This is a genomic window from Devosia nitrariae (assembly GCF_030160115.1).
Taxonomy (GTDB): Bacteria; Pseudomonadota; Alphaproteobacteria; order Rhizobiales; family Devosiaceae; genus Devosia; species Devosia nitrariae.
This window is the reverse complement of sequence record NZ_BSNS01000009.1, coordinates 133,770-156,079: the sequence shown is the minus strand read 5'-3', so window position 1 is coordinate 156,079 and position 22,310 is coordinate 133,770. Positions and strand designations below refer to the sequence as shown.

The window sequence follows — 22,310 nt, the reverse complement described above, 5'->3', positions numbered from 1 at the left end:
GTTCAGTATTCGCCGCAAGCCCACCTGCGTCAGGCGAGCTTTCTACCGAAGACCACGCCCGGCAGGGCCTCGAGGCGTGAAAACCCGACATGCTGATAAAAGCCGATGGCGCGGTGGTTGGTCGGACTCACCCCCAGATGCACGCCCGGCACGCCGGCAGCGCGCTGGCTGTCGAGCTCGGTTTCGATCAGCTTCCTGCCCCATCCGCCGGACTGGACGTGCGGCAGGATGTTGATGTGAAGGTGGCCAGGGTACTCGCTTTCGAGCCAGGCGTCGGGAGCGGGCGGATTGCGGATATACTCCAGCACCCGCACGTCATGCGGGGCCTCCGACACGCGGCCAGCGAAGCGCTCACGCCATTGCGGCCACCATTCGGCCTCGAGCCGCTTGGCAAAGCGCGCCGAGTCCGGCGCTCCGACGATATAGCCGACCACCCCATCGGGCCCGGCGAGCACGAAGGCATGGCGCGGCTCCAGTTCGAGATAGGGCACCGACCAAATGACGCCCGGATAGAGGGGATCGCCATAAAGCGCGGAGGCGTCCTTGCCGGAGTCAGCTGTCCTGAGGCAGACGTCGAACAGCGCCTGTCTGTCAGCAGGCTCGGCGGAACGGATGGTGTAGGACATGTGGTCATCTCCGCGGGGAAGAAACGGGCGTGCAGCGGACTGCCGCACCAAAGAGGGTGGTTCCCGACAGGGGCAGATTACTGTTATCGCGGCGGGCGTTGAAGCCGCGGCGATTCCCATCTCGCTTCAAAGCTCGAGATAGGACATGAGCCCGGTGGCGGCGGCCGAGCCGGCCCGGTTGGCGCCGATGGTCGAGGCGGAGGGGCCGTAGCCGACGAGATGGATCCTCGGATCGCGAGCAACTTGCGTCGCAAGCCGGCCGGTCATGGTGATGCCGCCGCCCGGCTCGCGCAGCATGAGCGGGGCCAGGTGATCGAGCGATCCGCGAAAGCCCGTGCACCAGAGGATGACGTCGGCGGTGAGCTGCGTGCCGTCCGCCCAGCGCACGCCGTCCTCGGTGATCTCGCTGAACATCGGCAGGCGTTCGAGCACGCCGCGGGCGCGCATGGCCTCGATGGCGGGCGTGACGGGCAATCCCGTGACCGAGACCACCGAGTTGGGGGGCAAGCCGGCGCGGACGCGTTCTTCCACCAGGGCGACTGCCTTTCGTCCCGCCTCCTCGTCGAACGGACCCTGCCGGAACCGGGGCTCGTGCCGCGTCACCCAGGTGGTGGTCGTTACGCCCGATATCTCGTTGAGGAGCTGGATGGCAGAGATGCCGCCGCCGACGATGACGACGTGCTGGTCGACGAACTCGTCGGCCGTGCGGTAGTCGCGCGTGTGCAGTTGGCGTCCTTTGAACCTATCCTTGCCCGGATAGTCGGGAATGTAAGGCGTCTCCCAGGTTCCGGTGGCGTTGATCAGGCCGCGGGCGGAGAAATTGCCGCGGTCGGTTTCGACACGCAGGCGCCCGCCGCGCTCGCAGACGACCTTGACGTTGACGGGCCGGAAGACCGGCAGTTCGAACGCCTCTTCGTAGGCGGCGAAATATTGCGGTACGGCGACCGCCGCCTGGACGGTATCCGACTGCTTCTCGACGGCGTCGGCGAATTTCATGCCGGGCAGATCGTGGATGCGGTTGACGGTACTGAGCGTCAGCGACGGCCAGCGATGCTGCCAGGCGCCACCAGGCTCCGGGTTGCGGTCGAGGATGATGAAGCCTTTTCCCTGCGCGAGCCCGCGCCGTTTGAGGTGATAGGCGCTCGACAGGCCCGCCTGGCCGGCACCGATCACCAGTATCTCGGTCTTGATCGCGACATGGGCGTCTGGCGCCACTTGGTCAGGTTCGAAGACTGTCTCTATCATGGGCGCTCGCTGGGATCGCGGCCGGACAGGCCGCAAGGCTGGAGAGGCTCTCAACATAGGTGCCTGGGCCCCCAGAGACAAAGGGGGTGCGCCAATGGACGGTCAGGCCGGCGCGGTCCTCAGCCTTTCGACCGCCCTATGCACGCCGCGCAGCTCCGCCAGGCCCTTCAGCCGACCGATGAGCGGGTATCCCGGCTGCGCACCCCGGCCGATGTCGTCGAGGATGTCCTGGCCGTGATCGGGGCGCATGGGGATCGAGTGGTCGCGGCGGCCCTCCCGGCGACGGCGCGCCTCCTCGTAGACGATGGCCGCAATCAGCTCGACCATGTCGACGTTCCCCTCCAGGTGCTCGCATTCGTGGAAGGAGGCGCCGACCGCATCCCCCTCCAGCCGCACATTGCGCAGGTGCAGGAAATGCACGCGTGCCCCGAGATTGCGCATGATGGCCGACAGATCGTTATCGGGACGCGCGCCCAGGGCGCCCGAGCACAGCGTCATGCCGTTGGCCGGGGACTCGATGTGATCGAGAAGCGCACGGTAGTCACCCTCAGTCGACACGATGCGCGGCAGGCCCATCAGCGGGAAGGGCGGATCGTCCGGGTGACAACAGAGCCGCATCCCCAAACGCTCGGCAGTCGTCACCACGACTTCGAGGAAATCGAACAGATGCCGGCGGAGCCGCGCGGCATCGATATTGCCGTACCTGTCGAGATGCTGCTGGACGCTATCGAGCGAGAGCGTGTCGGCGGCGCCGGGCAGGCCGGCAAGTACGCTGGCGGCGAGCGCGTGCTTGTCGTCCTCGCTCATCGCCGCAAAACGCCGGCCGGCTGCCTGCGCGATCTCGGGCGACACGTCGCCCTGAGCGCCCTTGCGCTTCAGAAGGTGAATATCGAATGCGGCGAAGTCGACCGCGTCAAAGCGCATGCAATAGCCGCCATGGGGAACCCGCCAGGCAAGCTGCGTACGCGTCCAGTCGATGACCGGCATGAAATTGTAGCAGACGGTCTCGATACCCGCGGCGGCGAGGTTTTCGAGGCTTTGGCGATAGGCGGCAAGATGGGCCTTCCAATCGCCGGTCTGGCGCTTGATGTCCTCGGACACCGGCAGGCTCTCGACCACCAGCCATTCGAGGCCCGTCGGCGTGCCGTCGGCGGTCAGGCGCACCTCCTGCTGGCGCCTGGCGATCTCGCCCGGCGTCCACACGGCGCCGTCCGGCAGGTGATGAAGCGCTGAGACGATGCCTTGCGCACCCGTCTGCATCACGTCGGCAATGGTGGTGATGTCGCGTGGGCCGAACCAGCGCCAGGTTTCGATCATCGCGGCCCCCGACAGGCCATGCCGGCCAGCGCGATCATGAGAGGCGGGGGTTGCCGAGAGCCAGCCCCTCGGCATCGAAAAGATGCCAGCGTCCGGCGGGCGGCGCGACGTGGATCACGTCTCCCCGGCCGGCCTTGCTCTGACCCGGCTCGTGGATCAATACCGGCCGGTCGCCCGGCAGGGTGCAATGGAGATAGCTGCTCGCCCCATACTGCTCGGCGATGCTGACCGTTGCTGGCCAGCCCTTCTCTGCCGCATGTGAGACGAGAAAGTCCTCCGGCCGCACACCGAGCGTCACCGGCGCGCCGGTGGCCGCGCCCTCGACCGCCCCGTCGAGAACGAGCGGCGGCAATCCATCGGCAGCAAAGGTGATGGTGTGCTCGCCCAGCGCCTCGATACGGCCTTCGACGAAATTCATGCGCGGGGAACCGATGAAGCCGGCGACGAAGAGGTTGCGCGGATGATTGTAGAGGTCCAGCGGTGCGCCGACCTGCTCGATCACGCCCTTCCTCAGCACGACGATCTTGTCGGCCATGGTCATGGCCTCGATCTGGTCGTGCGTCACATAGATCATGGTGTTGCCGAGCCGCTCGTGAAGCTTGGTGATCTCGACACGCATCATGACGCGCAGTTCGGCATCGAGATTGGACAGCGGTTCATCGAAGAGGAAGATCTTAGGATCGCGCGTGATCGCCCTACCGATGGCGACACGCTGGCGCTGACCGCCGGAAAGCTGCTTGGGGCGGCGTTCGAGCAATTGCTCGATCTGCAGGAGCGTCGCCGCCTCGGTCACGCGCCTCGTGATCTCGGGCTTTGCCATGCGAATGTTCTCGAGCCCGAAGGAGAGGTTCTCGCGCACCGTCATATGCGGATAGAGCGCATAGGACTGGAAGACCATGGCGACACCCCTGTCGGCAGCGGGGATACTAACGACACTGTCGCCCTCGATGCGGATGTCGCCATCCGAGACGTCCTCCAGGCCGGCGATCAAGCGCAGGAGCGTCGACTTTCCGCAGCCCGAGGGTCCGACGAAGACGACGAATTCACCGTCCTTGATATCGAGGTCGACGCCGGGGATGACTTCGACCGCGCCGAAGGACTTCGTGACTTTGTCGAGGGTGAGGCTGGCCATTTCGCGTTTCTCTACTTGATGCCCGTCGAAGCGATGCCGGTGGTGATGTAGCGCTGAAGGAAAATGAAGGCGCAGGCGAGCGGCAGCGCGGTCAGCGTCGTCATCGCCAGGAGAATTTCGTACTGGATGCCGTATTCGGTCTGGAACGAAGCGAGCGCGAGCTGGAGCGTATAGGACTCGCGGCGGTTGAGAACCACGAGGGGCAAGAGGAAGTCGTTCCAGCGCGAGAGGATCGAGAAGATCGCCACCACCGCCAGCGCCGGCGACGACAAGGGCAGGATGATACGCCAGAAGATGCGCCACTCGCTGGCATGGTCCATGCGCGCTGCCTCGATCAGTTCGTCGGGGATGGTGAGCATATATTGGCGCAGAAGGAAGACGCCGGTCGGCGTGGCGACGGTCGGCAGAATGACGCCCCAGAGATTGCCGACAAGGCCGAGCTGGGCAACGATCATGTAGGTGGGCACCAGCACGACCGTGGCCGGGATCATCAGGGTGGCAAGGATCGAGACGAGGGCGACATTGGAGCCGCGAAAGCGGTATTTGGAGAGGGCGAACGCCGCCATCGAATTCATCACCAGCGTGATGACTGTCGCGACCACGGTGATGAAGAGGCTGTTGAAGACATAGCGCCAGATCTGGTTGCCGGAGCTGGCGAGGAGATTGGTGTAGTTCTCGAAGGCAAGGTAGACGCGGCGCACCGGCGTCGCATTCTCGACAGGCACGACGATACGGCCGGCTTCCGGATCGGCCGGATCGATCATCTGCGCCTGAATGCCGACGCGCCGGATCTGCGCGAGCCTTACCGTCTCGCCATCTTCACCGACCACATCGAAGAGCGGCAGGGGCTCGTCGAAGCCCTCGACCACGGCCGTCTCGGCGGAAAACGGCAGGATGGTCGGAGGGAATTCGGCAAGGTTTGCGGGCGTCTTGAACGAGGAGACGACGACCCACAACACCGGGACGAACATCACCACGAGCCCGAGCAGCAGGTAGGCGTAGGTCAGGCCGTCGGTCCAGTGGAACCGCCCGCGCCCGCGCCGGCGCATCAGGAATGCCGAGACCGACATGTCGGTCTTGGTCATGCTGGCTTCAGTCATCCCTGCCACTCCGCGAAATACGCATCTGGATGCCGGTGAAGATGAGGAGCGCGACGCCGAGGAGCAGCGAGGCGGCGGCGGCGAGACCGAAGTTGCGCGGCTGGCTGGCAAAGCCGACCTCGAAGATGTACTGGACCATTAGCATCGTCGCCGAGCCCGGACCGCCGCCGGTCAGGACGTAGAGTTCATCGAACGTCTGCACCGAGCGGATGACCGCAAGGATGAAGACGACCAGCAGCACAGGCTTCAAGAGCGGCAGGGTGATGCGGGTGAAGACGCGCCAGGGCGTGGCGCTGTCCATCCTTGCCGCCTCGTAGACGTCGCGCGGGATCGCCTGCAGTCCGGCAAGGAGGATGATGGTGTAAAAGCCCATATGCGCCCAGACGGTGACGAACACCGACCAGAAGAAAGCGGTGTTGGGAAACACCAGCCAGTTAACCGGCGTCAGACCCGCACTCGAGATCAGGCCGTTGAGCGCGCCATTGCGCTGCAGGATCCACTGCCAGGTCAGGGCCACCACCACCGGTGAGAGCATGACCGGAAAAAAGAAGATGCCGCGAAAGAATCCGCGCGCGCGGATGTCGCGGTTGAGGCAGATGGCGGTCAGGAGCGCGATGAGGATCATCGCGGTCACCTGAACAGGTACGAATACGAGGCTGTTGCCCAGAGCGCGCCAGAAGAGGTCGCGCGAGCAGGTCGAGGGATCGAGGAAGTTGTCGCAGTCGAAGAGCGTTGCGTAATTGGCGCCGCCAACGAGCGGGCGATCCCAGGGGAAGAGCCGGTCGCTGCCGCTGACCGAATAGAAGACGTTGATGAAGACCGGCAGCAGCGCGAAGAGGATCACCGCCACGAGGTTGGGCAGGAGGAACACCCAGGGCATGCGCCTGATGCCGAGCAGCCGCTGCAGGCCGTACATCACCGGCTCGACAAGGCGCGCGGGCAGCGCGACCACCGCTCCGGCCGCCGCCGCGAACTGGGTTCCAGCGCTCATAGGGTCCCTCCTCCCGATCAGGACCGGGCGACCGGATCGCGTCCGGCCGCCCGCGACCACTACGATTGGCCTTCGGCCGCTTCGATGGCGAGGTTGACGTCCTCCTCGATGCGCTCCAACGCGCCGTCGACATCGAGTTCGTTGTTGAGCACCTGGCTGATGCGGGTCGTCAGCGCGTTCATCATGGCGCGCTGGTAGCGCCACCCCTGGAAGCGGTAGGCGGCGTCAGCCATCTTGGGGATTTGCGCGGTGAACGTGGCCAGGGCCTCCTTTGTGCGCTCGGACGCATCGGGATATTCGACGCCATTGGCAATCTGAGAGGCAGCCGAGGGAATTTCTACCTCGTTGGAAATGTAGAAGTCGAGGTTCTCGGGCTGGGCAAAGTGGTTGATCAGCTTGCCGGCAAGCTCGGGGTGCTCGGTATGGGCGAAGGCGGTCATGGCGCCACCGCCGGGCATGACCGTGCACGAGGACGGCCCGCAGGGCGCCGGCATTACTGCCCAGTCGAAAAGGTCCCCGACTTCGGTATCCATCTGCGCCAACGTCCACGAGCCGCCGAAATAGAGGACGACATTGGCGTTGAGGAAGTCCGAGAACAGTTCGCGGTGGGTCGAGCCGCCGACAGCTCCCCAGAGGTCCATGGGCATGGTGCCATTCTCATGCCATTCGACGAACTGCTCGATCGCCGCGCGCAGGCCATCATCGACGACGGGCTTGCCCTCTTCGTCGACGAGTTCGGCTCCGTAGCTGATGGCCAGGCTGGCGAAGCGATGGCCGGACCGGTCCATCTCCATAGCGAAGTCGGTGCCTGTCGCCTCGGCGACCTGCCGGGTTGCCTCGGCCCACTCCTGCCAGGTCGCACCCTCCTCAGGCACCGGCACGCCCGCCTGTTCGAACAGGGTGAGGTTCACATAGGCGCCATTGACGGTCAGCGTCGTCGGCATGCCGAATATCGCGTCGGTATCGCGGCCGCCACGCAGCCATGCCAGGGTCTGGCCCCACTCCTTTTCGAAATAGTCCGCATCGACATAGTCAGTGATGTCGAGATAGAAGCGGCTAAGGCCCCCGAGGTCGGTGATGATGGCGATATCCGGCCCCTCGCCAGCCTCGAGCTGGACGGGCAGGCTCTCGACGATCGTCTGGTAGCTCACCTCCTCGACAACCACATCGACGCCCGGATTGGCCTCCTCGAAGGACTTGGCCATCTCTTCAAAGAGCGCCCCGCCAGTGCCGGTGTCGCCGGCCAACAGTCGAATTTCCTGGGCTTGCACGCCCGTCAAGGCCGCCGCCGCAACCATGAGCGCCAGAGCGCCCGTCGCCGTCATCATGCCACGTTTCATTTCCAGTTCCTCCTCCCGGAATGTGATGCCAGGCAGCGTGTTCTGGTAAGACCAGGTTGTCAACCCTCTGGCCAGACCAGAATGATCGATCCTATTCTTATCGTTGTGATTGGCCACGAAATCTCGTCTTTCACGCCTCTTGACATCATGGGCACGACGTAATCTGGTTTGACCAAATTCGTCGAAATGGCGGCGAGCCATCAGGCGACTGATCGAGAGGAGAGCAATTCCCGTGCTGAAATTTGCGGTCGTCGGCATCGACCACGGACACATCTTCGACCACGTCAAGGGACTGACACGCGCCGGGGCCGAATTCGTCGGCTACTGCCCGCAGAGTTCGATCCCCGGTCTCGTCGAAAGCTTTGCTCAAACTTATCCGGACGCACCCCGGCTCGACCGCGACGCGATTTTTGCCGACCCAAGCATCGACGTCGTCTGCTCGGCCGCTATTCCCCGCGACCGGGCGGGGATCGCGATCCGCGCCATGCGCGCGGACAAGGACGTGATGGTCGACAAGCCCGGCGTCGTCACCGATGAGCAGCTTGCCGCCGTCGAGGCAGCGGTGGTCGAGACCGGCCGCATCTTTTCGATCTGCTTTAGCGAGCGGCTCTGCGTGCGCTCGGCGGTCAAGGCCGGCAAGCTCATCGCGCAGGGCGCGATCGGGCGGGTGGTGCAGACGCTCGGCATGGGTCCGCACCGGCTTGGCGGGTCACGCCCGGATTGGTTCTGGGAGCGCGATGCGTTCGGCGGCATCATCGTCGACATCGCCTCGCACCAGATCGACCAGTTCCTGTTCTATACGGGTTCGGAAACCGGCGAGGTGGTTGCGTCCTCGGTCGGCAATTTCGGAACGCCGAAGGCGCCGCAGTTCCAGGATTTCGGCGAAGTGCTGCTGCGCAGCGACAAGGGCTCGGGCTATGTGCGCGTCGACTGGTTCACGCCGGACGGTTTGCCGACCTGGGGTGACGGCAGGCTGACGATCCTCGGCACCGAGGGCTATATCGAGCTGCGCAAATACGTCGACATCGCCGGACGCGAGGGCAAGGACCACCTCTTCCTCGTCAACAAATCCGGTGTGGAATATATCGACTGTTCGCAGGAGCCGCTGGACTACTTCACCCAGTTCATCGATGACGTGCACAACCGCACGCAGACGGCGATGTCCCAGCGCCACGTCTTCGAGGTCTGCCGGCTCTCGCTTGAGGCACAGACCAAGGCAACTTTGATCACCAAGAATTAAGCGTCCAAGGAAATCGGAATATGACCAGGAAATTGCGCGTCGGCGTCGTTGGAGCGGGCATCGCCCAGCGGCACCTCGTCGGCTACAAGTGGAACGAGAACCTCTTCGACGTGCCCGTGCTTTGCTCGCTCGATGAGGATCGTGGCCGGGCGCTCGTTACCGAGTATGACATTGGCGAATACACCCAGGACGTCGACACCCTGTTTGCCCGCGACGACCTCGACATCATCGACATCAGCACGCCGCCGCACTCGCATTTCGACCTGTCGCGCCGCGCAATCGAGGCGGGCAAGCACGTGATCTGCGAAAAGCCTCTCTTCGGTTCCATTGCCGAGGTCGACGAGATGACGCGGATCGTCGCCGGCAGCGACCGCAAGTTCATGCCGATCTTCCAGTACCGGTACGGCACCGGCCTGCAGAAGCTCAAACGCCTTATCGAACTGGAGCTTACCGGCCGCCCGTTCCTCACTACTATCGAGACCCACTGGTGGCGGGGCCCGGCCTATTACGAGGTGCCCTGGCGCGGTAAATGGGCAACGGAGCTGGGCGGCGGACTCCTTGGTCACGCCATCCACGCCCATGACATGCTCAACTACGTGCACGGGGCCTGTGCCGAAGTCTTCGCCTATGGCGAGACGCTGGTGAACAGGATCGAGGTCGAGGATACCATGGCGCTTGCCGTCAAGATGCAGAACGGCTCGCTTGCCTCCCTCTCGATGACGCTCGGCTCGCGCAAGGAGATTTCGCGGCTGCGCTTCTGCTTTGCCGATATGGTGGCCGAGAGCATAATCGAGCCCTACACCATGGGCCGCGACCCTTGGGTCTTTACAGCCGGCGAACCCGAGCATCAGGCGCGGATCGATGCGGCGCTTGCCGACTACGAGGTCACGGAGGATGGCTACACCCGCCAATTCGAGCTCTTCCACCAGGCGATCGTCGAAGACCTCGACCCGCCGGTGACGCTCGAGGACGCGCGCAACTCCCTCGAGCTGGTGACAGCCGCCTATCATTCTCAGCGCACCGGACAAGCGACGCCGCTGCCGATCACCGCGAAGCACCCGCTCTATCGCTCGTGGCTGCCATAATGGATGGTGTGAAAGGCGGCTACGAGCGCAAGAGGACACGCAATAGTGCAGCATGACCGGTATTCCACCCGTCTGCAGGCCAACCAGCGCCTCTACCAGGTGGTGGCGCGCCAGATCGCCCGGATGATCGAGGAGAAAGCCCGGGACAAGAACTGGCGCATGCCGTCGGAACGGGAACTGGCGGAAGAACTCGGCGTCAGCCGGCCGGTCATCCGCGAGGCGGTGATCGCGCTGGAGATGCGCGGCATCGTCGAGGTCAAGGGGCGCGCCGGCATCGTCGTGCTGCCCGCGCGGGTGAGCCAAGTCTCGTTCGAGCTGCCCGAGACCGATATCGGGCCCGGTCCCTTCGAACTGCTGGAAGCGCGTCTTGCCATTGAAGCGAGCGCGGCCGCGCTCGCGGCCGAGCGCGCCACCAGTTACGACTTGCTGGTTCTCGAGGAATGCATCGCGCAGATGGAGCAGGAGACCAATGTGGTGCTGCTCCAGGAAAAGGGCGACCGCGACTTCCACATGACCATCGCGCGGATGACAGGCAACGCCATCATCGTGTCGATGATCGAGGCGCTCTGGGCCCAACGCGATGAATCGGTGATGTGGAAGAAGCTTCACGAGCATATCCACGCCGAGAGCGTGCGCCCGCTGTGGATCGGGGACCACCATGCGATCCTGTCGGCCCTGCGCATGCGGAGCCCCGACGCCGCCTATAGGGCCATGGCGCGCCACATCCGCAACGTGATCAACGAATTGCTGGAGGCCGACGAGCGCGGCCGGTTCGCGCCCGAGGGATCGAGCTACGAAGATGCGCCCAGATAGAGTGCCGCTCGCGGTCAATCGAGCCGCAGGTAACGGGCCGTATCCGGATCGACGGGGATACCCATCCGCGCCCGCCTGTCGCTTTCGGTCCATTCGCGATCACCTGGCGCCATGGTGCGGGCGCCCCGGCGAGGCGGCGAATCGCGCAGCGCCTCTAGGTAGCGCAGGATCATTTCACCGAAGACGGCGGCGCCGGCGAATTTTTCAGGATCGATGGCAAGGACGAAGTGGCCCATGTTCCTTGGCGTCGAGATGTCGGTCGCGTCGTACATGGGGATGAAGTCGGGATCGAGCGTGGTGCCGTTGAGCACAGCCGAGAGCATGGTGGCAATGCCCGCCAGGCCTGCGCCCTTGTAGCCATATCCGGCCCCGCCGAGCGGCAAGAGCATCTCGACCGCCTCGGGGCGCATCGTCGGCACGCCCGCGGCATCGGCCGCCACGCCTTCGGGCAACGGCTTGCCGAGCGAGCGGTGCAGCAGCACCCGGTTCATAGGAATGGATGAGGTCGCCATGTCGAGGAGCCACGGAAGTTGGCCCGGCACCGGCGCGGCAAAGGCCAGTGGATTGGTGCCGTGGAAGCGTTCGGCTCCGTCGAAAAGCGCCACCATGGAATCGGTATTGGTGGTGGCGAAGGCGATCATGCCTGCCTCCGCGCCGGCAAGGGCATAGGCACCTGCTGCCCCCAGATGCGAGGAGCGGACCACGCCGACCCCCGCAACACCGGACGTCGCTGCAAGCTCGCAAGCCACCTCCATGGCCCTGTAGGCGGCGAAGTGCCCGAGGCCGTCGTTCCCGTCGACCACCGCGCTACCGGGGGCCCTGATGTCGACAGTAAGGTTCGGCGTCTTGTTGAGCCGCCCGCCGGCGAGCATACGGCAATAGTGCTCGGTGAGCCGTACGCCATGGCTGTCGACGCCGAGACGAGAGGCATGCATCATCGCCCGCGTCGCCGCATCGGCGGACTCCGCACTGGCGCCGGCCGCGAGCAATGCATCACGCACGCGCCCCTCGAGCCGCGCGGCCTCGACACGGAATTGCGCCGCGCCCTCCACCCTCGACCTATATCGTTGCGCCGCCATCGGCGACGTAGACGGCGCCGGTGGTGAAGGCAGATTCATCGGAGGCCAGATGCACTGCGAGCGCGGCGATCTCTTCGGGTCGGCCGAGGCGGCCCATGGGTTGGCGGGCGATGAAGGCCGCGCGGGCGGCTTCGTAGTCGCCGGTCGCACGGGCGCGCTCATCGAGCGAAGGAGTATCGGTCGTGCCCGGGCAGATGAGGTTGGCGCGGATACCCCTGCCGACGAAATCGGCGGCGATCCCCTTGACCAGCCCGACCAGTGCCGCTTTGCTCGCCCCATAGGCGAAGCGTCCCGGCGTTCCCTTGATCGCCCCGGCGATGGAACCGACGCAGACGATGTTGCCGCGCCCCTTGGCCAGCATGGCCGGCAGGAAGGCGCGCACGGTCTCGTAGATGGCCGTGACGTTGACGGCAAAGCTCCCCTCCCACTCCTCGCGGGAGCAGTCGAGTATGGTGCCGGCGTGCACATAGCCGGCGACGTTGGCGATGATGTCGACGGTGCCGAGCTCCTCAGCAAGTGCATGGATGCCGGCGGTGTCGGCAACGTCGAGCCGTCGCGTGGCTATGCCTTCGCCGAGATCGAAGGCGGAGCGGCTGATCGCGGTCAGCTTGGCGCCCTCGCCTGCGAACGCCAGGGCGACGGCTCGGCCGATGCCAGCCCCGGCGCCGGTCACCAGCGCCGTCTTGCCCGCGAGCCGGCCGTTCACGACACCATCTCCACGCCCAGCAGGTCTCGTTCGGCCAGGACGGCAAGATAGGAGGATTTGGTCTGGTCGATATGAGTGGCGAGCAAGGTTTTGAGCCTATCGACCTTTCGGGCTTTTACCAGTCGCAGCATCTCCTCGTGGTCGCGCATGGATCGCGAGTTGAGGGCGGCTTCGTTGGAGAGCCGTGAACGCAGCGCCTGGATACGGAAGCCGATCTGATTGTAGGCGTCGGCAACATACGGATTGCCGCAAAGATCGATGATGGCCTGGTGGTAGCGCCCGTCAAGCTTGTGATAGGCCACCGTATCTCCGGCCTCGTAGGCCACTCGCATGTCGGCGTAGAGCCGGGTCATCCGCTCGAGGAGGGCCGGGTAGTTACGCTCCATGGCCTTTTCGACGGCCGGCAGCTCGAGGATGGACCGCAGCTCGCTGATCAGCACCACTTCATCAGGTGCCATGCGGAAGACGTAGGTGCCGCGCTGCGGCATGACTTCGACCAGGCCTTCGAGCCGCAACTGCTGCAGCGCTTCGCGCACTGGGGTTTTGGACATGCCGAGGTCAGCGGCGAGCGCGTTCTCCGAGAGGGCCGCACCGAGCTTGAGGCGGCCGTCGATGATGCGGTTGCGCAGCTCGTCCACCACCAGCTCCTTCAGCGATTTCGGCCGCTCGATCTTCATGCCCTCTCCGTCCGGTCCTCGAATCCCCGCCCGGTCATAGCGGTTGGTTGCGCGAAGCGCTACCGGCACCGCATCCGCCTTGTGTCTGACACCTGGCATCTGATATATGAGATTGTAGGTCGCCGGGCAAGTGCGGCTGCCGGCAAGGCCGCTAAGGCCATCACGGGAGGAGAGATTATGAAAACCGGACGACTTCTCGCATCGTTCTGCGCGACCGTCGGGCTTTTGGCCGCGACAGGCGCACAGGCGCAGGAGACCTATACGCTGCGTTTCAATCACGTGCTGGGGCCGAGCGAGCCATTCCACGAAGGGTTCCTCGCCTGGGCCGAAGCGGTCAACGAGCGCACCAATGGCGGGTTGACCATCGAGGTCTTCCATTCCGCCCAGCTTGGCGTCGAGGAAGACATCATCGAGCAGATCCGGCAGGGCGCCAATATCGGCCAGAACACCGATGCGGCGCGGCTCGGCAATTATGTACCGGGCATCGCGGTCATCAACGGTCCCTACTTCGTGGCCTCAAAGGAGGAGGCGTTCGCCCTCACCGACCTGCCCGTCGTCGAGCAGTGGCAGCAGGAACTGGCCGATGAGCACGGGCTCAAGGTCGTGTGCTTCGATTGGGTGCAGGGCTTCCGCCACTTCTTCACCAACAAGCCGATCCGCACCCCGGAAGACCTCGCCGGTCAGCGCATCCGTACCCCGCCTGCGCCGATCTGGCAGGAGTCGATCCGTGCACTCGGCGCCGAGCCCGTTGCCATGGCATTCGGCGATGTCTATCCGGGCCTGCAGCAGCAGGCCATCGACGGGGCCGAGCTCGTCTATCCCAACATCACTGCCGGCAACCTCCATGAGGTGCTGGATTATGCCAACGAGACGGCGCACATCCTGCTCGTCAACTTCCAGGTCGTTTCCTCGCAGTGGTTCAACGGCCTGCCGGAGGACTACCAGACGGCGCTCGTCGAAGAGTGCCGGGCCGCCGGGCAGGAGACCTCGCAGGTTATCGCGGAGGCGACCGAGGAGGCCAAGCAGGCGGTCATCGAAGCGGGCATGGAAGTCGTCACCGACGTTGACATGGAGGCGTTCCGGCAAGCCGGTAACGCCGCCTACGAGGCCCTGGGCCTGGCCGAAGCGGTCGAAGAGGTCCGTGCTCAGATGGGTACCAACTGAGACCGGAGAGCCCGATGACGGCAGACCATGGGGAGCCGCAATCGCCGTTGGAGCGCGCCTATTTCGCCCTGGGGCGGGCCGAGGCGGTGCTGGCAGCGGTGCTGCTAGTGGCGATGGTCGTGCTGATCTTCTCGGGCGGGGTGGCGCGCATGTTGCGCCACCCCATCAACTGGACAACGGACTTCGCCACTTGTTTTTTTGCCTGGGCGGCGTTCCTTGCAGCCGACATCGCCTGGCGCAACGACGCGCTGATGAATATCGACCTGTTGACTGCACGGCTGCCGCAAGGCTGGCGCCGTGGCGTCGAGATGTTCAACCACCTCATCATCCTCACTTTCCTCGGCTTCCTCGTCTATGCCGGCGTCCAGCTCGCCTGGGTGTCGTCGGCCCGCAGTTTCCAGGGCATCCCCTGGATCAGCTATTCCTGGATCACCATGAGCCTGCCGGTCGGCGCGGCGCTGCTGGCGCTCACGACCCTCGTGCGGATGCGGCGCGGTTCCGACAGCCGAGAGACGGCATAGCCCGGGATGCTGATCGTCGCGGCCACCTTCGTCGTCCTGTTGCTCGCGGGCATGCCGGTCGCGTTCGCCATCGGTATCTCGGGCGCGCTGTTCTTCCTCCAGCACCCGGAGCTCCCCTACACTATCCCGGTGCAGGTGACGGTCTCGCAGACGCAGAACTTTGCGCTGCTCGCCGTGCCGCTGTTCATCATTGCCGGAAACCTGCTCAACAAGTCGGGCATCACCGAAGCGTTGCTGAACCTTGCGTCGGTGCTGACCGGACGGCTGAAAGGCGGGCTGGCGCAGGTCACCATTGCCATGTCGGCGCTGATGGGGGGCGTGTCGGGCTCAGCCATCGCCGATGCGGCCATGCAGGCACGCATCCTGGGGGACGGCATGGCCAAGCGCGGCCTCAGCCGGGGCTTCTCGGCTGCAGCGATCGCCTTCAGCGCGGTCCTCACACCTATGATCCCGCCGGGCATCGGCTTCATCCTCTACGGCACGATCGGCCAGGTCTCGATCGGGCGCATGTTCGCGGCCGGCATCCTGCCGGCGGTCGTGCTCTATGTCGCTCTCACCGCCACGGTGCTGTTCATGGCCCACATCCGCGGCTATGCGCCGGAGCGCGAAACCCGGCCGTCGTTGGGCGAGATCGCCCTCGCCTTTCGCGGCGGCATCTGGGCATTGCTGTTTCCGGTCATGCTGCTGTTCGGGTTGCGCATGGGGGTATTCACGCCCTCGGAGATCGGCGCCTTCGCGGTTGTCTATGCCGTATTCATCGGCACCCTCGTCTATCGGCAGATGCGCCCGGCCTCCTTTGCCGAGGCCATGCAGGGCAGCCTTGCCGATGTGGGGGCGGTGATGTTCCTCATCGCGCTCTCGGCGATCTTCACCTACGGCATTGTGTTCGAACGGGTGCCCGAACTCATTTCCGGCTCCATCCTCGGACTGACGGACAATCTTTCCGCGGTGATGGTGATCGTCGCGCTCCTCGTCCTCGTCATGGGCCTCTTCATCGACGCCACTGTGCTGATCATCATGCTCACCCCGATCTTCCTGCCGCTCATCCGCCAGCTCGATGGCGATCCGGTGCATTTCGGCCTCGTCTTCATCCTCGCCGCGACCATCGGCAACTTCACCCCGCCGGTGGGGGCGGCGATGTATGCGGTATGCTCGATCATGAAGGTGTCGGTCGCGCACTATACGCGCGAGGCCCTGCCCTTCTTCCTGACGGTGACTGCGGTGACCATCGCGCTCGTCTTCCTGCCCGACGTTGTCCTGGCCATTCCCCGGTTGATCTTCGGCTGAGCTGTGTGAGCCGGTACCCATGCGAACTGGCATTTGCCGGTCCCCGGCCTGCCCTGCTAATCTCTTTTTCATGTGTGCAGACGATCTTCGCCGCTACCGCGAAAAGCGGGATTTTTCGAGGACGGCGGAGCCCTATGGTGCCGGCCGCGGCGAAGGGAGCCGTTTCGTGGTGCACAAGCACCATGCGACCGCCGACCATTACGATCTTCGCCTCGAGCTCGATGGGGTCTTGAAGAGCTGGGCGGTGCCGAAAGGCCCGTCGCTCAACCCGGCCGACAAGCGCCTTGCCGTCGCCACCGAAGACCATCCGATCGACTATATCGACTTCGAGGGGGTGATCCCGGAGGGCGAATATGGCGGTGGGCCGATGATCGTCTGGGATACGGGCGTGTGGGCGCCGATGGGCGATCCACGGTCCGACATCGACAAGGGCAGTTTCAAGTTTCGCCTCGCCGGCGACAAGCTCAACGGCGGCTGGATGCTGACGCGCCTCAAGGGGCGGCCCGAGGACGGCAACAAGCAGAACTGGCTGCTGTTCAAGGAACGCGATCCCGCCATGGACACCGAGATCGACATTCTCGAGGCGCGGCCGGAAAGTGTCAAATCCGGACGGCGTATCGAGGAGCTCGTCGCACCTCCACCTGCCCCGCAGCCGCCGGCAAAACGCACGCGGCCGCAGCCGGGCAAGCTTGCCGGCGCAGCCAAAGCGGCCATGGCGCACAAGCTGGAGCTGCAGCTGGCGACGGCCGCCTCCGAGCCGCCCAAAGCAGATTCGCGCTGGCTCCACGAAATCAAGTTCGACGGCTACCGCACCGCTGCCTTCGTCGAGGACGGCACGGCAAAGCTCATTACTCGCGGCGGGCTCGACTGGACGCGGCGTTATGGCGACCTGCCGCGCGCCTTCGGAGCCCTCTCCTGCAAGCAGGCAGTGATCGACGGTGAGATCGTCGTCTTGGATGAGAAGGGCATAAGCCGTTTCGGCATGCTGCAGGAAGCACTCGGCAACGGGGAGGGTGACAAGCTCATCTTCTATGCCTTCGACCTCGTCCATCTCGACGGCTGGGACCTCAAGGCGGTGCCGCTCGTCAAGCGCAAGGGCCTGCTGGCGCAGCTGCTTTCCGGCTACGTCACCCCGAGCTCGGCGATCCAATATAGCGATCACGTCGAGGGCGACGGGCAGCCGCTCTTTCAGCAGGCGTCGGAGATCGGGCTCGAAGGCATTGTCTCCAAGCGCTCCGACAGCGTCTATCAAGGGGGACGCACGTCCACCTGGCTCAAGATCAAGGCGCCCAAAACGGGCGATTTCGTCATCGCAGGCTACAGTCAGTCCGATGCCGCCGGGGGCATCGGGGCCTTGGCCATGGCCGAGTGGGTCGGCGACGACCTCGTTTATCGCGGCAAGGTGGGGACCGGGATGGACGCCGCCACCATGCGCCCCCTCCACGCCCGGCTCGAGCGCATGCGCATCCCCGACAAGCTCGAAGGCGCGCCCAAGGAAATCCTTGCCGTGCGACCGGTGCTGACCGCGCGCATCCAGTACGGGAGCATCACCACCGACGGCATGCTGCGCCATGCCACCTTCAAGGGCCTGCGCGAAGCCGAGCTGACGACGGCACCCGAACCGACGCGCCAGCGCATCATCTCGGATGCAGACCTTGCCGGCATCTGGGTCACCAACCCGACGCGACGCCTCTTCGGCAAGTCGGGACCGACCAAGCTCGATATCGCCGTCTACTATGCATCGGTCGGTGACTTCATGCTGCCGCACCTCTTCAACCGCCCGGTCTCGCTCTTCCGGTGCCCGTCGAGCAAGCTCGCTGAGTGCTTCTTCCAACGCCACCCGTTCACCGGCATGCCGCCGACGGTGAAGAGCTTTGCCACCAAGAACTCGGAAGGCGAGACGAAGACCTTCATCACCGTCGAGGACGCCAAGGCTTATCTCGCCCTCGCCCAGTTCGGCGTCATCGAATACCATGCCTGGGGCACCCATGAGCGCCACCTCGACAAGCCCGACAGGGTGGTTTTCGACCTCGACCCGGGAGAGGGCATCGCATGGCGCGAGGTCGTCAATGCGGCGGTGTACCTCAAGGGCGAGCTCGAGGGGATCGGCCTCGTCCCCTTCGTCAAGACCACCGGGGGCAAGGGTGTGCACATCGTCGTGCCGATCACCCAGAAGCTGGGTTGGAAGGAGATGCACCGGGCGAGCGCCGCGGTTGCCGAGCGGCTCGCCGCTTCGGCCAAGGATGCGTTCGTCACCACCATGGGCGCGCAGAACCGCAAGGGGCGGATATTCATCGACTATCACCGCAATGCGCGGAGCGCCACCGCGGTCGCTGCTTATTCGCTGCGGGCCCGGCCGCACTTGCCGGCCTCGACGCCGATAAGCTGGCGGGACCTTGAGTCTATCGACTCTCCCCAGGACCTGAACTACACTTCTCTTCCGCCTTTATTAAGCACGTCTGGCGATCCCTGGGCGGACATTAACGAGTCCTCCCGGGATCTTAAGCCATGATGTCTTCGTTTGTGCAGTGTTTCGCGCGTAGGAGGTTGCCATGGCCGCAAGAGCGAGTTGGAAGGGACATCTGAGGCTCAGTCTCGTCAGCTGCGCGGTCAAAATGTATCCGGCCACTAGCGGCGCCGATCGGATCAGCTTCAATCAGCTCCACAAGGACACGCACAACCGGATCAACATGAAGCCGGTCGATCCGGAACTGGGGCTCGTCGAACGCTCGGACCTCGTGCGCGGCTACGAATACGAGGACAAGCAGTACATCATCATTGAGGATTCCGATCTCGAAGCGGTCAGAATCGAGTCCAACCACACGCTCAATATCGAGGCGTTCGTCGACGAGGACGAGGTGGACGTCGTCTACCAGGACGCGCCCTACTATCTCGCTCCCGACGGAGCAATGGCCGAGGAGACGTTCGTCGTTTTGCGCGAAGCCATGCGCCGGAGCGGGAAGGTTGCGATCGCGCGGCTCGTCTTCTCCAGCCGCGAGCGGGTTGTGACGATCGGCGCGCGCGAGACCGGCATGCTGATCACCACGCTGCGCAACCCAAATGAGGTGCGCGGTACGGCTGAATATTTCGGCAATATCCCGGTCGGCAAGCCCGACGCGGAAATGCTCGAGCTGGCGGAAAAGCTCATCGAGCAGAAGGTCACGGCCTTCGATCCCAAGGACTACGAGGACCGCTACGAGGCTGCTCTGATGGCCATGATCAAGGAAAAGCTCAAGGGTCACAAGCCGATCATTGCTGCAGCGCCCGAGCGCGGCAACGTCATCAACCTCATGGATGCGCTCAAGGCCAGCCTTGGCGAGGCAAAGCCTGCCGCCAAGAGCAAAGCGAAGGCCGCTCCGGTGAAGGAGTCTCCGGCCAAGGCCTCGCTGAAGGCGGCACTGGAAGCATCGAAGGCTGCAAGCCCGAAAGCCACGTCCAGAAAGAAAGCCTAATTCCTGATGAGAAAGAGCGGCGAGAGCTATGGCGTCGTCGGGGCGCTGAGCGCTTTCCCGCTTCGCCTTGCTGCCCGCCATGTCCAGCGCCTCGGGGGGCGCCTGCACCGCACGGTCACGCGCGGCACCACGGTTGCCGTGTTCGGGCGCACGCTTCTCGCCCGCCAAGACGAAGCCGAGATCGAGCGCCGGGTAGCCGCGGCGCGCGCGGGCAGGACGCGGCTCCTCAGCGAGAACGAGTTCCTGCGTGAGGTCGGCAGCCTGCCGGCGCCCGCGCCCGCCAATATCGGCCGGCAGTCGCTTCTCGACCAGTCGGGCCTCGCCGCCGAGACCCTTGACCTCCTCACCCTCTTCGATGCCTTCGAAAACCACGTGGAGCCATATTCCTTCCGCGATGCGATTCTTGCCAGGAAGTACATGGGGCTCGTTGCCGGCGGCGCGAGCTGGAGCGCGATCGCGCGGTCGGTGCACCAGATCGGCCCGGTCGGGTCGCTGACGGCGCTGACGCTGCAGGCGGGCGGAGACAAGATCCTTGCCCGCGATGCGCATTCGTTTACCGAGCTCGACGGCCAGCGCCTGCTGGCGCTGGAGGAGCCGACGGACGAGGCCGAGGACTATTTCATCCATGCCGAGATCGCCGAAGCTGCCGAACTTTTCGGCGATGCCGCGCGCCTCTACGAGCATTGCGCGGCCCTCGACCAGACCGATGCGACGGCGCCCTTCAACCTCGGTAATTGCCTGCGCCATACCAACGAGCTGGAAGCAGCGGCCCACGCCTACGTCACGGCGCTGAAGCGCGATCCGCTGTTCGTTGAAGCCTGGTTCAATTTCGGCGGATTGCTGCGCGACATGGGCCGGACCGAGGCAGCGCGCGACCATCTGCGAAAGGCGGTTGAGATCGATCCCGGCTATGCCGACGCGATCTACAACCTTGCCGCTCTCGAATACGACACCGGCAACCTCGCCGCCGCCCGGGACTGGTGGCAGCGGTATCTCGAACTCGACGGCACCTCCGAGTGGGCGCGGCGTGCTCGCGCCGGCATCGGGCTTGTCCACCGGCTCCTCAACAAGACGGCGCGGCGATGACGGAATTTCTCTTCGACGGCCCGCAGGAAGCACGCTTCACCGTGCTTCTCGCCCATGGCGCGGGCGCGCCCATGGATTCGGCGGCCATGAACGCGACGGCGAAGGCCCTGGCGGCGCAGGGGTTGCGCGTTGCCCGCTTCGAGTTCGCCTATATGGCAAGCCGGCGCACCGAAGCGGGCCGCAAGCCGCCGCCCAAAGCCGAGACGGTGATGCCGGAGTATGTGGCGGCGGTCGACGCGCTGGGGCCGACGGCCGGCCCGCTCATCATCGGCGGCCAGTCGATGGGCGGGCGTGTTGCCAGTATGGTGGCCGACGGATTGTTCGATGCCGGCAGGATCGCCGGGCTTGTCTGCCTCGGCTATCCGTTCCATCCGCCCGGTAGGCCCGAGCAATTACGGACCGCCCACCTCAAGGGCCTCAAGACGCCGGCGCTTGTCTGCCAAGGGACGCGTGACGAATTCGGCACGCGCGACGAGGTCGCCCGCTATGAGCTGTCGCCCACCATCGAGATGCTCTGGCTCCAGGACGGAGACCACAACCTGACGCCGCGCAAGTCCGTCTCCGGCTTTTCGGCGGCCGACCATATGAAGACCGTCGCCACTACTGTCGAGGCGTGGCTCGGCCGCATCGCCAGGTGAAGATCGCCACCTTCAACATCAACGGCATCAACAGGCGTTTCGGCAATCTGATGGCCTGGCTTGCCGATGCGGCGCCCGATGTCGTGTGCCTCCAGGAAACGAAGGCCACGGATCGCCAGTTTCCGGCCACGGCCCTGGCGGACGCCGGGTACGGCGCCGTCTGGCGCGGGGAGTCCGGCTGGAACGGCGTTGCCATCCTGGCGCGCGGCGCCGAGCCGATCCTGACGCGCGAGGAGCTTCCAGGCAATCCCGACGACGGCCAAGCGCGCTATATCGAGGCGGCCGTCAACGGCGTTCTTATTGCCTGCCTCTATGCGCCCAACGGCAACCCCCGCCCCGGTCCGAAATTCGACTACAAAATGGCCTGGACCGGACGGCTTCTGGCGCACGCCGGCGAACTCTGGGCCACGGACCTGCCCGTCGTCCTTGCCGGCGACTACAACATCGTGCCCGAGCCGCGCGACATTTACCAGACGACGTCCTACCGCGACAACGCGCTGGTGCAGCCGGAAAGCCGCGCACTCTTTGCCCGCCTCCTCGCCCAGGGCTGGACCGATGCCCTCCGCGCCCGGCACCCCGACGAAACCGTCTACACTTTCTGGGACTACATGCGGAACCGCTGGCCGCGAAACGCCGGCCTCCGGCTCGACCACCTCCTGCTCAGCCGGGAGTTGGCGCGGAAGCTGAAGGCGGCCGAAGTCGATCGGGAGGTGCGCGGTCGCGAGGGCGCGAGCGACCATGCGCCGGCGTGGATTGAGCTGAAGGTTTAGGGGTGACGGAGGGCGACGGCGGCAAGGCGCGTTCTCGATGA

21 protein-coding genes are annotated in these 22,310 nt (G+C 65.0%); 11 read left to right on the top strand and 10 right to left on the bottom strand.

Annotation, left to right across the window (positions count from 1 at the left end; all coding sequences use genetic code 11):
- Nucleotides 1–29 precede the first annotated feature (29 nt).
- The 7 genes from QQK18_RS10255 to QQK18_RS10225 form a co-directional block, all read right to left on the bottom strand.
- Nucleotides 30–626, bottom strand: coding sequence for a GNAT family N-acetyltransferase (locus QQK18_RS10255; RefSeq protein ID WP_284340237.1), 597 nt, complete (start codon nucleotides 624–626; stop codon nucleotides 30–32).
- 126 nt (nucleotides 627–752) lie between these two features.
- A complete protein-coding gene (locus tag QQK18_RS10250) occupies nucleotides 753–1,871 on the bottom strand; it encodes an NAD(P)-binding domain-containing protein (RefSeq protein WP_284340236.1) in 1,119 nt (372 codons plus the stop codon).
- 102 nt (nucleotides 1,872–1,973) lie between these two features.
- Nucleotides 1,974–3,188 carry a mannonate dehydratase gene (gene uxuA, locus QQK18_RS10245; RefSeq protein ID WP_284340235.1) on the bottom strand — a complete coding sequence of 405 codons (1,215 nt, stop codon included), beginning with the start codon at nucleotides 3,186–3,188 and terminating at the stop codon, nucleotides 1,974–1,976.
- 34 nt (nucleotides 3,189–3,222) lie between these two features.
- Nucleotides 3,223–4,320: an ABC transporter ATP-binding protein gene (locus tag QQK18_RS10240; RefSeq protein ID WP_284340234.1), complete on the bottom strand. Its 1,098-nt coding sequence runs from the start codon at nucleotides 4,318–4,320 to the stop codon at nucleotides 3,223–3,225.
- Nucleotides 4,321–4,331: 11 nt separating this feature from the next.
- Nucleotides 4,332–5,390 carry a carbohydrate ABC transporter permease gene (locus tag QQK18_RS10235; RefSeq protein WP_284340299.1) on the bottom strand — a complete coding sequence of 353 codons (1,059 nt, stop codon included), beginning with the start codon at nucleotides 5,388–5,390 and terminating at the stop codon, nucleotides 4,332–4,334.
- A gap of 22 nt (nucleotides 5,391–5,412) precedes the next feature.
- Entirely contained in the window at nucleotides 5,413–6,411 is a 999-nt protein-coding gene (locus QQK18_RS10230) for a carbohydrate ABC transporter permease (RefSeq protein ID WP_379993720.1), read from the bottom strand.
- A gap of 59 nt (nucleotides 6,412–6,470) precedes the next feature.
- Nucleotides 6,471–7,751, bottom strand: a complete 1,281-nt coding sequence (locus QQK18_RS10225) for an ABC transporter substrate-binding protein (RefSeq protein ID WP_284340233.1) — start codon at nucleotides 7,749–7,751, stop codon at nucleotides 6,471–6,473.
- A gap of 232 nt (nucleotides 7,752–7,983) precedes the next feature.
- Here QQK18_RS10225 and QQK18_RS10220 point away from each other — a divergent pair, with 232 nt between their 5' ends.
- The 3 genes from QQK18_RS10220 to QQK18_RS10210 are packed head-to-tail and all read left to right on the top strand — an operon-like array spanning nucleotide 7,984 to nucleotide 10,889.
- Nucleotides 7,984–8,991, top strand: coding sequence for a Gfo/Idh/MocA family protein (locus QQK18_RS10220; RefSeq protein ID WP_284340232.1), 1,008 nt, complete (start codon nucleotides 7,984–7,986; stop codon nucleotides 8,989–8,991).
- 20 nt (nucleotides 8,992–9,011) lie between these two features.
- The gene (locus QQK18_RS10215) at nucleotides 9,012–10,076 is read left to right on the top strand and encodes a Gfo/Idh/MocA family protein (protein ID WP_284340231.1); all 1,065 of its coding nucleotides are present in this window, start codon (nucleotides 9,012–9,014) and stop codon (nucleotides 10,074–10,076) included.
- Nucleotides 10,077–10,121: 45 nt separating this feature from the next.
- Entirely contained in the window at nucleotides 10,122–10,889 is a 768-nt protein-coding gene (locus tag QQK18_RS10210) for a FadR/GntR family transcriptional regulator (protein WP_284340230.1), read from the top strand.
- A 14-nt stretch (nucleotides 10,890–10,903) separates the two neighbouring features.
- Here the strand turns inward: QQK18_RS10210 and QQK18_RS10205 are convergent, their stop codons facing one another.
- Genes QQK18_RS10205 through QQK18_RS10195 form a run of 3 tightly spaced genes read right to left on the bottom strand, consistent with a single transcriptional unit; the run spans nucleotide 10,904 to nucleotide 13,351 of the window.
- On the bottom strand, nucleotides 10,904–11,968 hold the full coding sequence (locus QQK18_RS10205) for an Ldh family oxidoreductase (RefSeq protein ID WP_379993717.1): 1,065 nt from the start codon (nucleotides 11,966–11,968) through the stop codon (nucleotides 10,904–10,906).
- On the bottom strand, nucleotides 11,949–12,674 hold the full coding sequence (locus QQK18_RS10200) for an SDR family oxidoreductase (protein ID WP_284340228.1): 726 nt from the start codon (nucleotides 12,672–12,674) through the stop codon (nucleotides 11,949–11,951). The genes QQK18_RS10205 and QQK18_RS10200 overlap by 20 nt, the downstream gene beginning before the upstream one ends.
- Entirely contained in the window at nucleotides 12,671–13,351 is a 681-nt protein-coding gene (locus tag QQK18_RS10195; RefSeq protein ID WP_284340227.1) for a GntR family transcriptional regulator, read from the bottom strand. The genes QQK18_RS10200 and QQK18_RS10195 overlap by 4 nt, the downstream gene beginning before the upstream one ends.
- 177 nt (nucleotides 13,352–13,528) lie before the next feature.
- Between QQK18_RS10195 and QQK18_RS10190 the strand changes: the two genes are divergently transcribed.
- From QQK18_RS10190 to QQK18_RS10155, 8 genes are all read left to right on the top strand, one after another.
- Nucleotides 13,529–14,515, top strand: coding sequence for a C4-dicarboxylate TRAP transporter substrate-binding protein (locus QQK18_RS10190; protein WP_284340226.1), 987 nt, complete (start codon nucleotides 13,529–13,531; stop codon nucleotides 14,513–14,515).
- Nucleotides 14,516–14,529: 14 nt separating this feature from the next.
- Nucleotides 14,530–15,036 (top strand): TRAP transporter small permease, encoded by a 507-nt coding sequence (locus QQK18_RS10185; protein ID WP_284340225.1) that lies wholly within the window; start codon nucleotides 14,530–14,532, stop codon nucleotides 15,034–15,036.
- A gap of 6 nt (nucleotides 15,037–15,042) precedes the next feature.
- Nucleotides 15,043–16,323, top strand: a complete 1,281-nt coding sequence (locus QQK18_RS10180) for a TRAP transporter large permease (RefSeq protein ID WP_284340224.1) — start codon at nucleotides 15,043–15,045, stop codon at nucleotides 16,321–16,323.
- Between the two features lie 70 nt (nucleotides 16,324–16,393).
- Complete coding sequence (ligD, locus tag QQK18_RS10175; protein WP_284340223.1) at nucleotides 16,394–18,835, top strand: DNA ligase D; 2,442 nt, start codon at nucleotides 16,394–16,396, stop codon at nucleotides 18,833–18,835.
- A gap of 40 nt (nucleotides 18,836–18,875) precedes the next feature.
- Complete coding sequence (gene ku / locus QQK18_RS10170) at nucleotides 18,876–19,775, top strand: non-homologous end joining protein Ku (RefSeq protein ID WP_284340222.1); 900 nt, start codon at nucleotides 18,876–18,878, stop codon at nucleotides 19,773–19,775.
- Between the two features lie 6 nt (nucleotides 19,776–19,781).
- Nucleotides 19,782–20,861 (top strand): tetratricopeptide repeat protein, encoded by a 1,080-nt coding sequence (locus tag QQK18_RS10165; protein WP_284340221.1) that lies wholly within the window; start codon nucleotides 19,782–19,784, stop codon nucleotides 20,859–20,861.
- Nucleotides 20,858–21,499: an alpha/beta hydrolase family protein gene (locus QQK18_RS10160; protein WP_284340220.1), complete on the top strand. Its 642-nt coding sequence runs from the start codon at nucleotides 20,858–20,860 to the stop codon at nucleotides 21,497–21,499. The genes QQK18_RS10165 and QQK18_RS10160 overlap by 4 nt, the downstream gene beginning before the upstream one ends.
- Entirely contained in the window at nucleotides 21,496–22,269 is a 774-nt protein-coding gene (locus QQK18_RS10155) for an exodeoxyribonuclease III (protein WP_284340219.1), read from the top strand. Before QQK18_RS10160 ends, QQK18_RS10155 begins: the two co-directional genes overlap by 4 nt.
- Nucleotides 22,270–22,310: the final 41 nt, after the last annotated feature.

Coding starts and splice junctions, on each gene's coding strand:
- QQK18_RS10195 (WP_284340227.1), bottom strand. CDS start 13,351: ATGAAGATCGAGCGGCCGAAATCGCTGAAGGAGCTGGTGGTGGACGAG.
- ku (WP_284340222.1), top strand. CDS start 18,876: ATGGCCGCAAGAGCGAGTTGGAAGGGACATCTGAGGCTCAGTCTCGTC.
- QQK18_RS10180 (WP_284340224.1), top strand. CDS start 15,043: ATGCTGATCGTCGCGGCCACCTTCGTCGTCCTGTTGCTCGCGGGCATG.
- QQK18_RS10185 (WP_284340225.1), top strand. CDS start 14,530: ATGACGGCAGACCATGGGGAGCCGCAATCGCCGTTGGAGCGCGCCTAT.
- QQK18_RS10255 (WP_284340237.1), bottom strand. CDS start 626: ATGTCCTACACCATCCGTTCCGCCGAGCCTGCTGACAGACAGGCGCTG.
- QQK18_RS10235 (WP_284340299.1), bottom strand. CDS start 5,390: ATGTCGGTCTCGGCATTCCTGATGCGCCGGCGCGGGCGCGGGCGGTTC.
- QQK18_RS10215 (WP_284340231.1), top strand. CDS start 9,012: ATGACCAGGAAATTGCGCGTCGGCGTCGTTGGAGCGGGCATCGCCCAG.
- QQK18_RS10205 (WP_379993717.1), bottom strand. CDS start 11,968: ATGGCGGCGCAACGATATAGGTCGAGGGTGGAGGGCGCGGCGCAATTC.
- ligD (WP_284340223.1), top strand. CDS start 16,394: ATGTGTGCAGACGATCTTCGCCGCTACCGCGAAAAGCGGGATTTTTCG.
- QQK18_RS10240 (WP_284340234.1), bottom strand. CDS start 4,320: ATGGCCAGCCTCACCCTCGACAAAGTCACGAAGTCCTTCGGCGCGGTC.
- QQK18_RS10190 (WP_284340226.1), top strand. CDS start 13,529: ATGAAAACCGGACGACTTCTCGCATCGTTCTGCGCGACCGTCGGGCTT.
- QQK18_RS10165 (WP_284340221.1), top strand. CDS start 19,782: ATGAGAAAGAGCGGCGAGAGCTATGGCGTCGTCGGGGCGCTGAGCGCT.
- QQK18_RS10250 (WP_284340236.1), bottom strand. CDS start 1,871: ATGATAGAGACAGTCTTCGAACCTGACCAAGTGGCGCCAGACGCCCAT.
- QQK18_RS10230 (WP_379993720.1), bottom strand. CDS start 6,411: ATGAGCGCTGGAACCCAGTTCGCGGCGGCGGCCGGAGCGGTGGTCGCG.
- uxuA (WP_284340235.1), bottom strand. CDS start 3,188: ATGATCGAAACCTGGCGCTGGTTCGGCCCACGCGACATCACCACCATT.
- QQK18_RS10225 (WP_284340233.1), bottom strand. CDS start 7,751: ATGAAACGTGGCATGATGACGGCGACGGGCGCTCTGGCGCTCATGGTT.
- QQK18_RS10160 (WP_284340220.1), top strand. CDS start 20,858: ATGACGGAATTTCTCTTCGACGGCCCGCAGGAAGCACGCTTCACCGTG.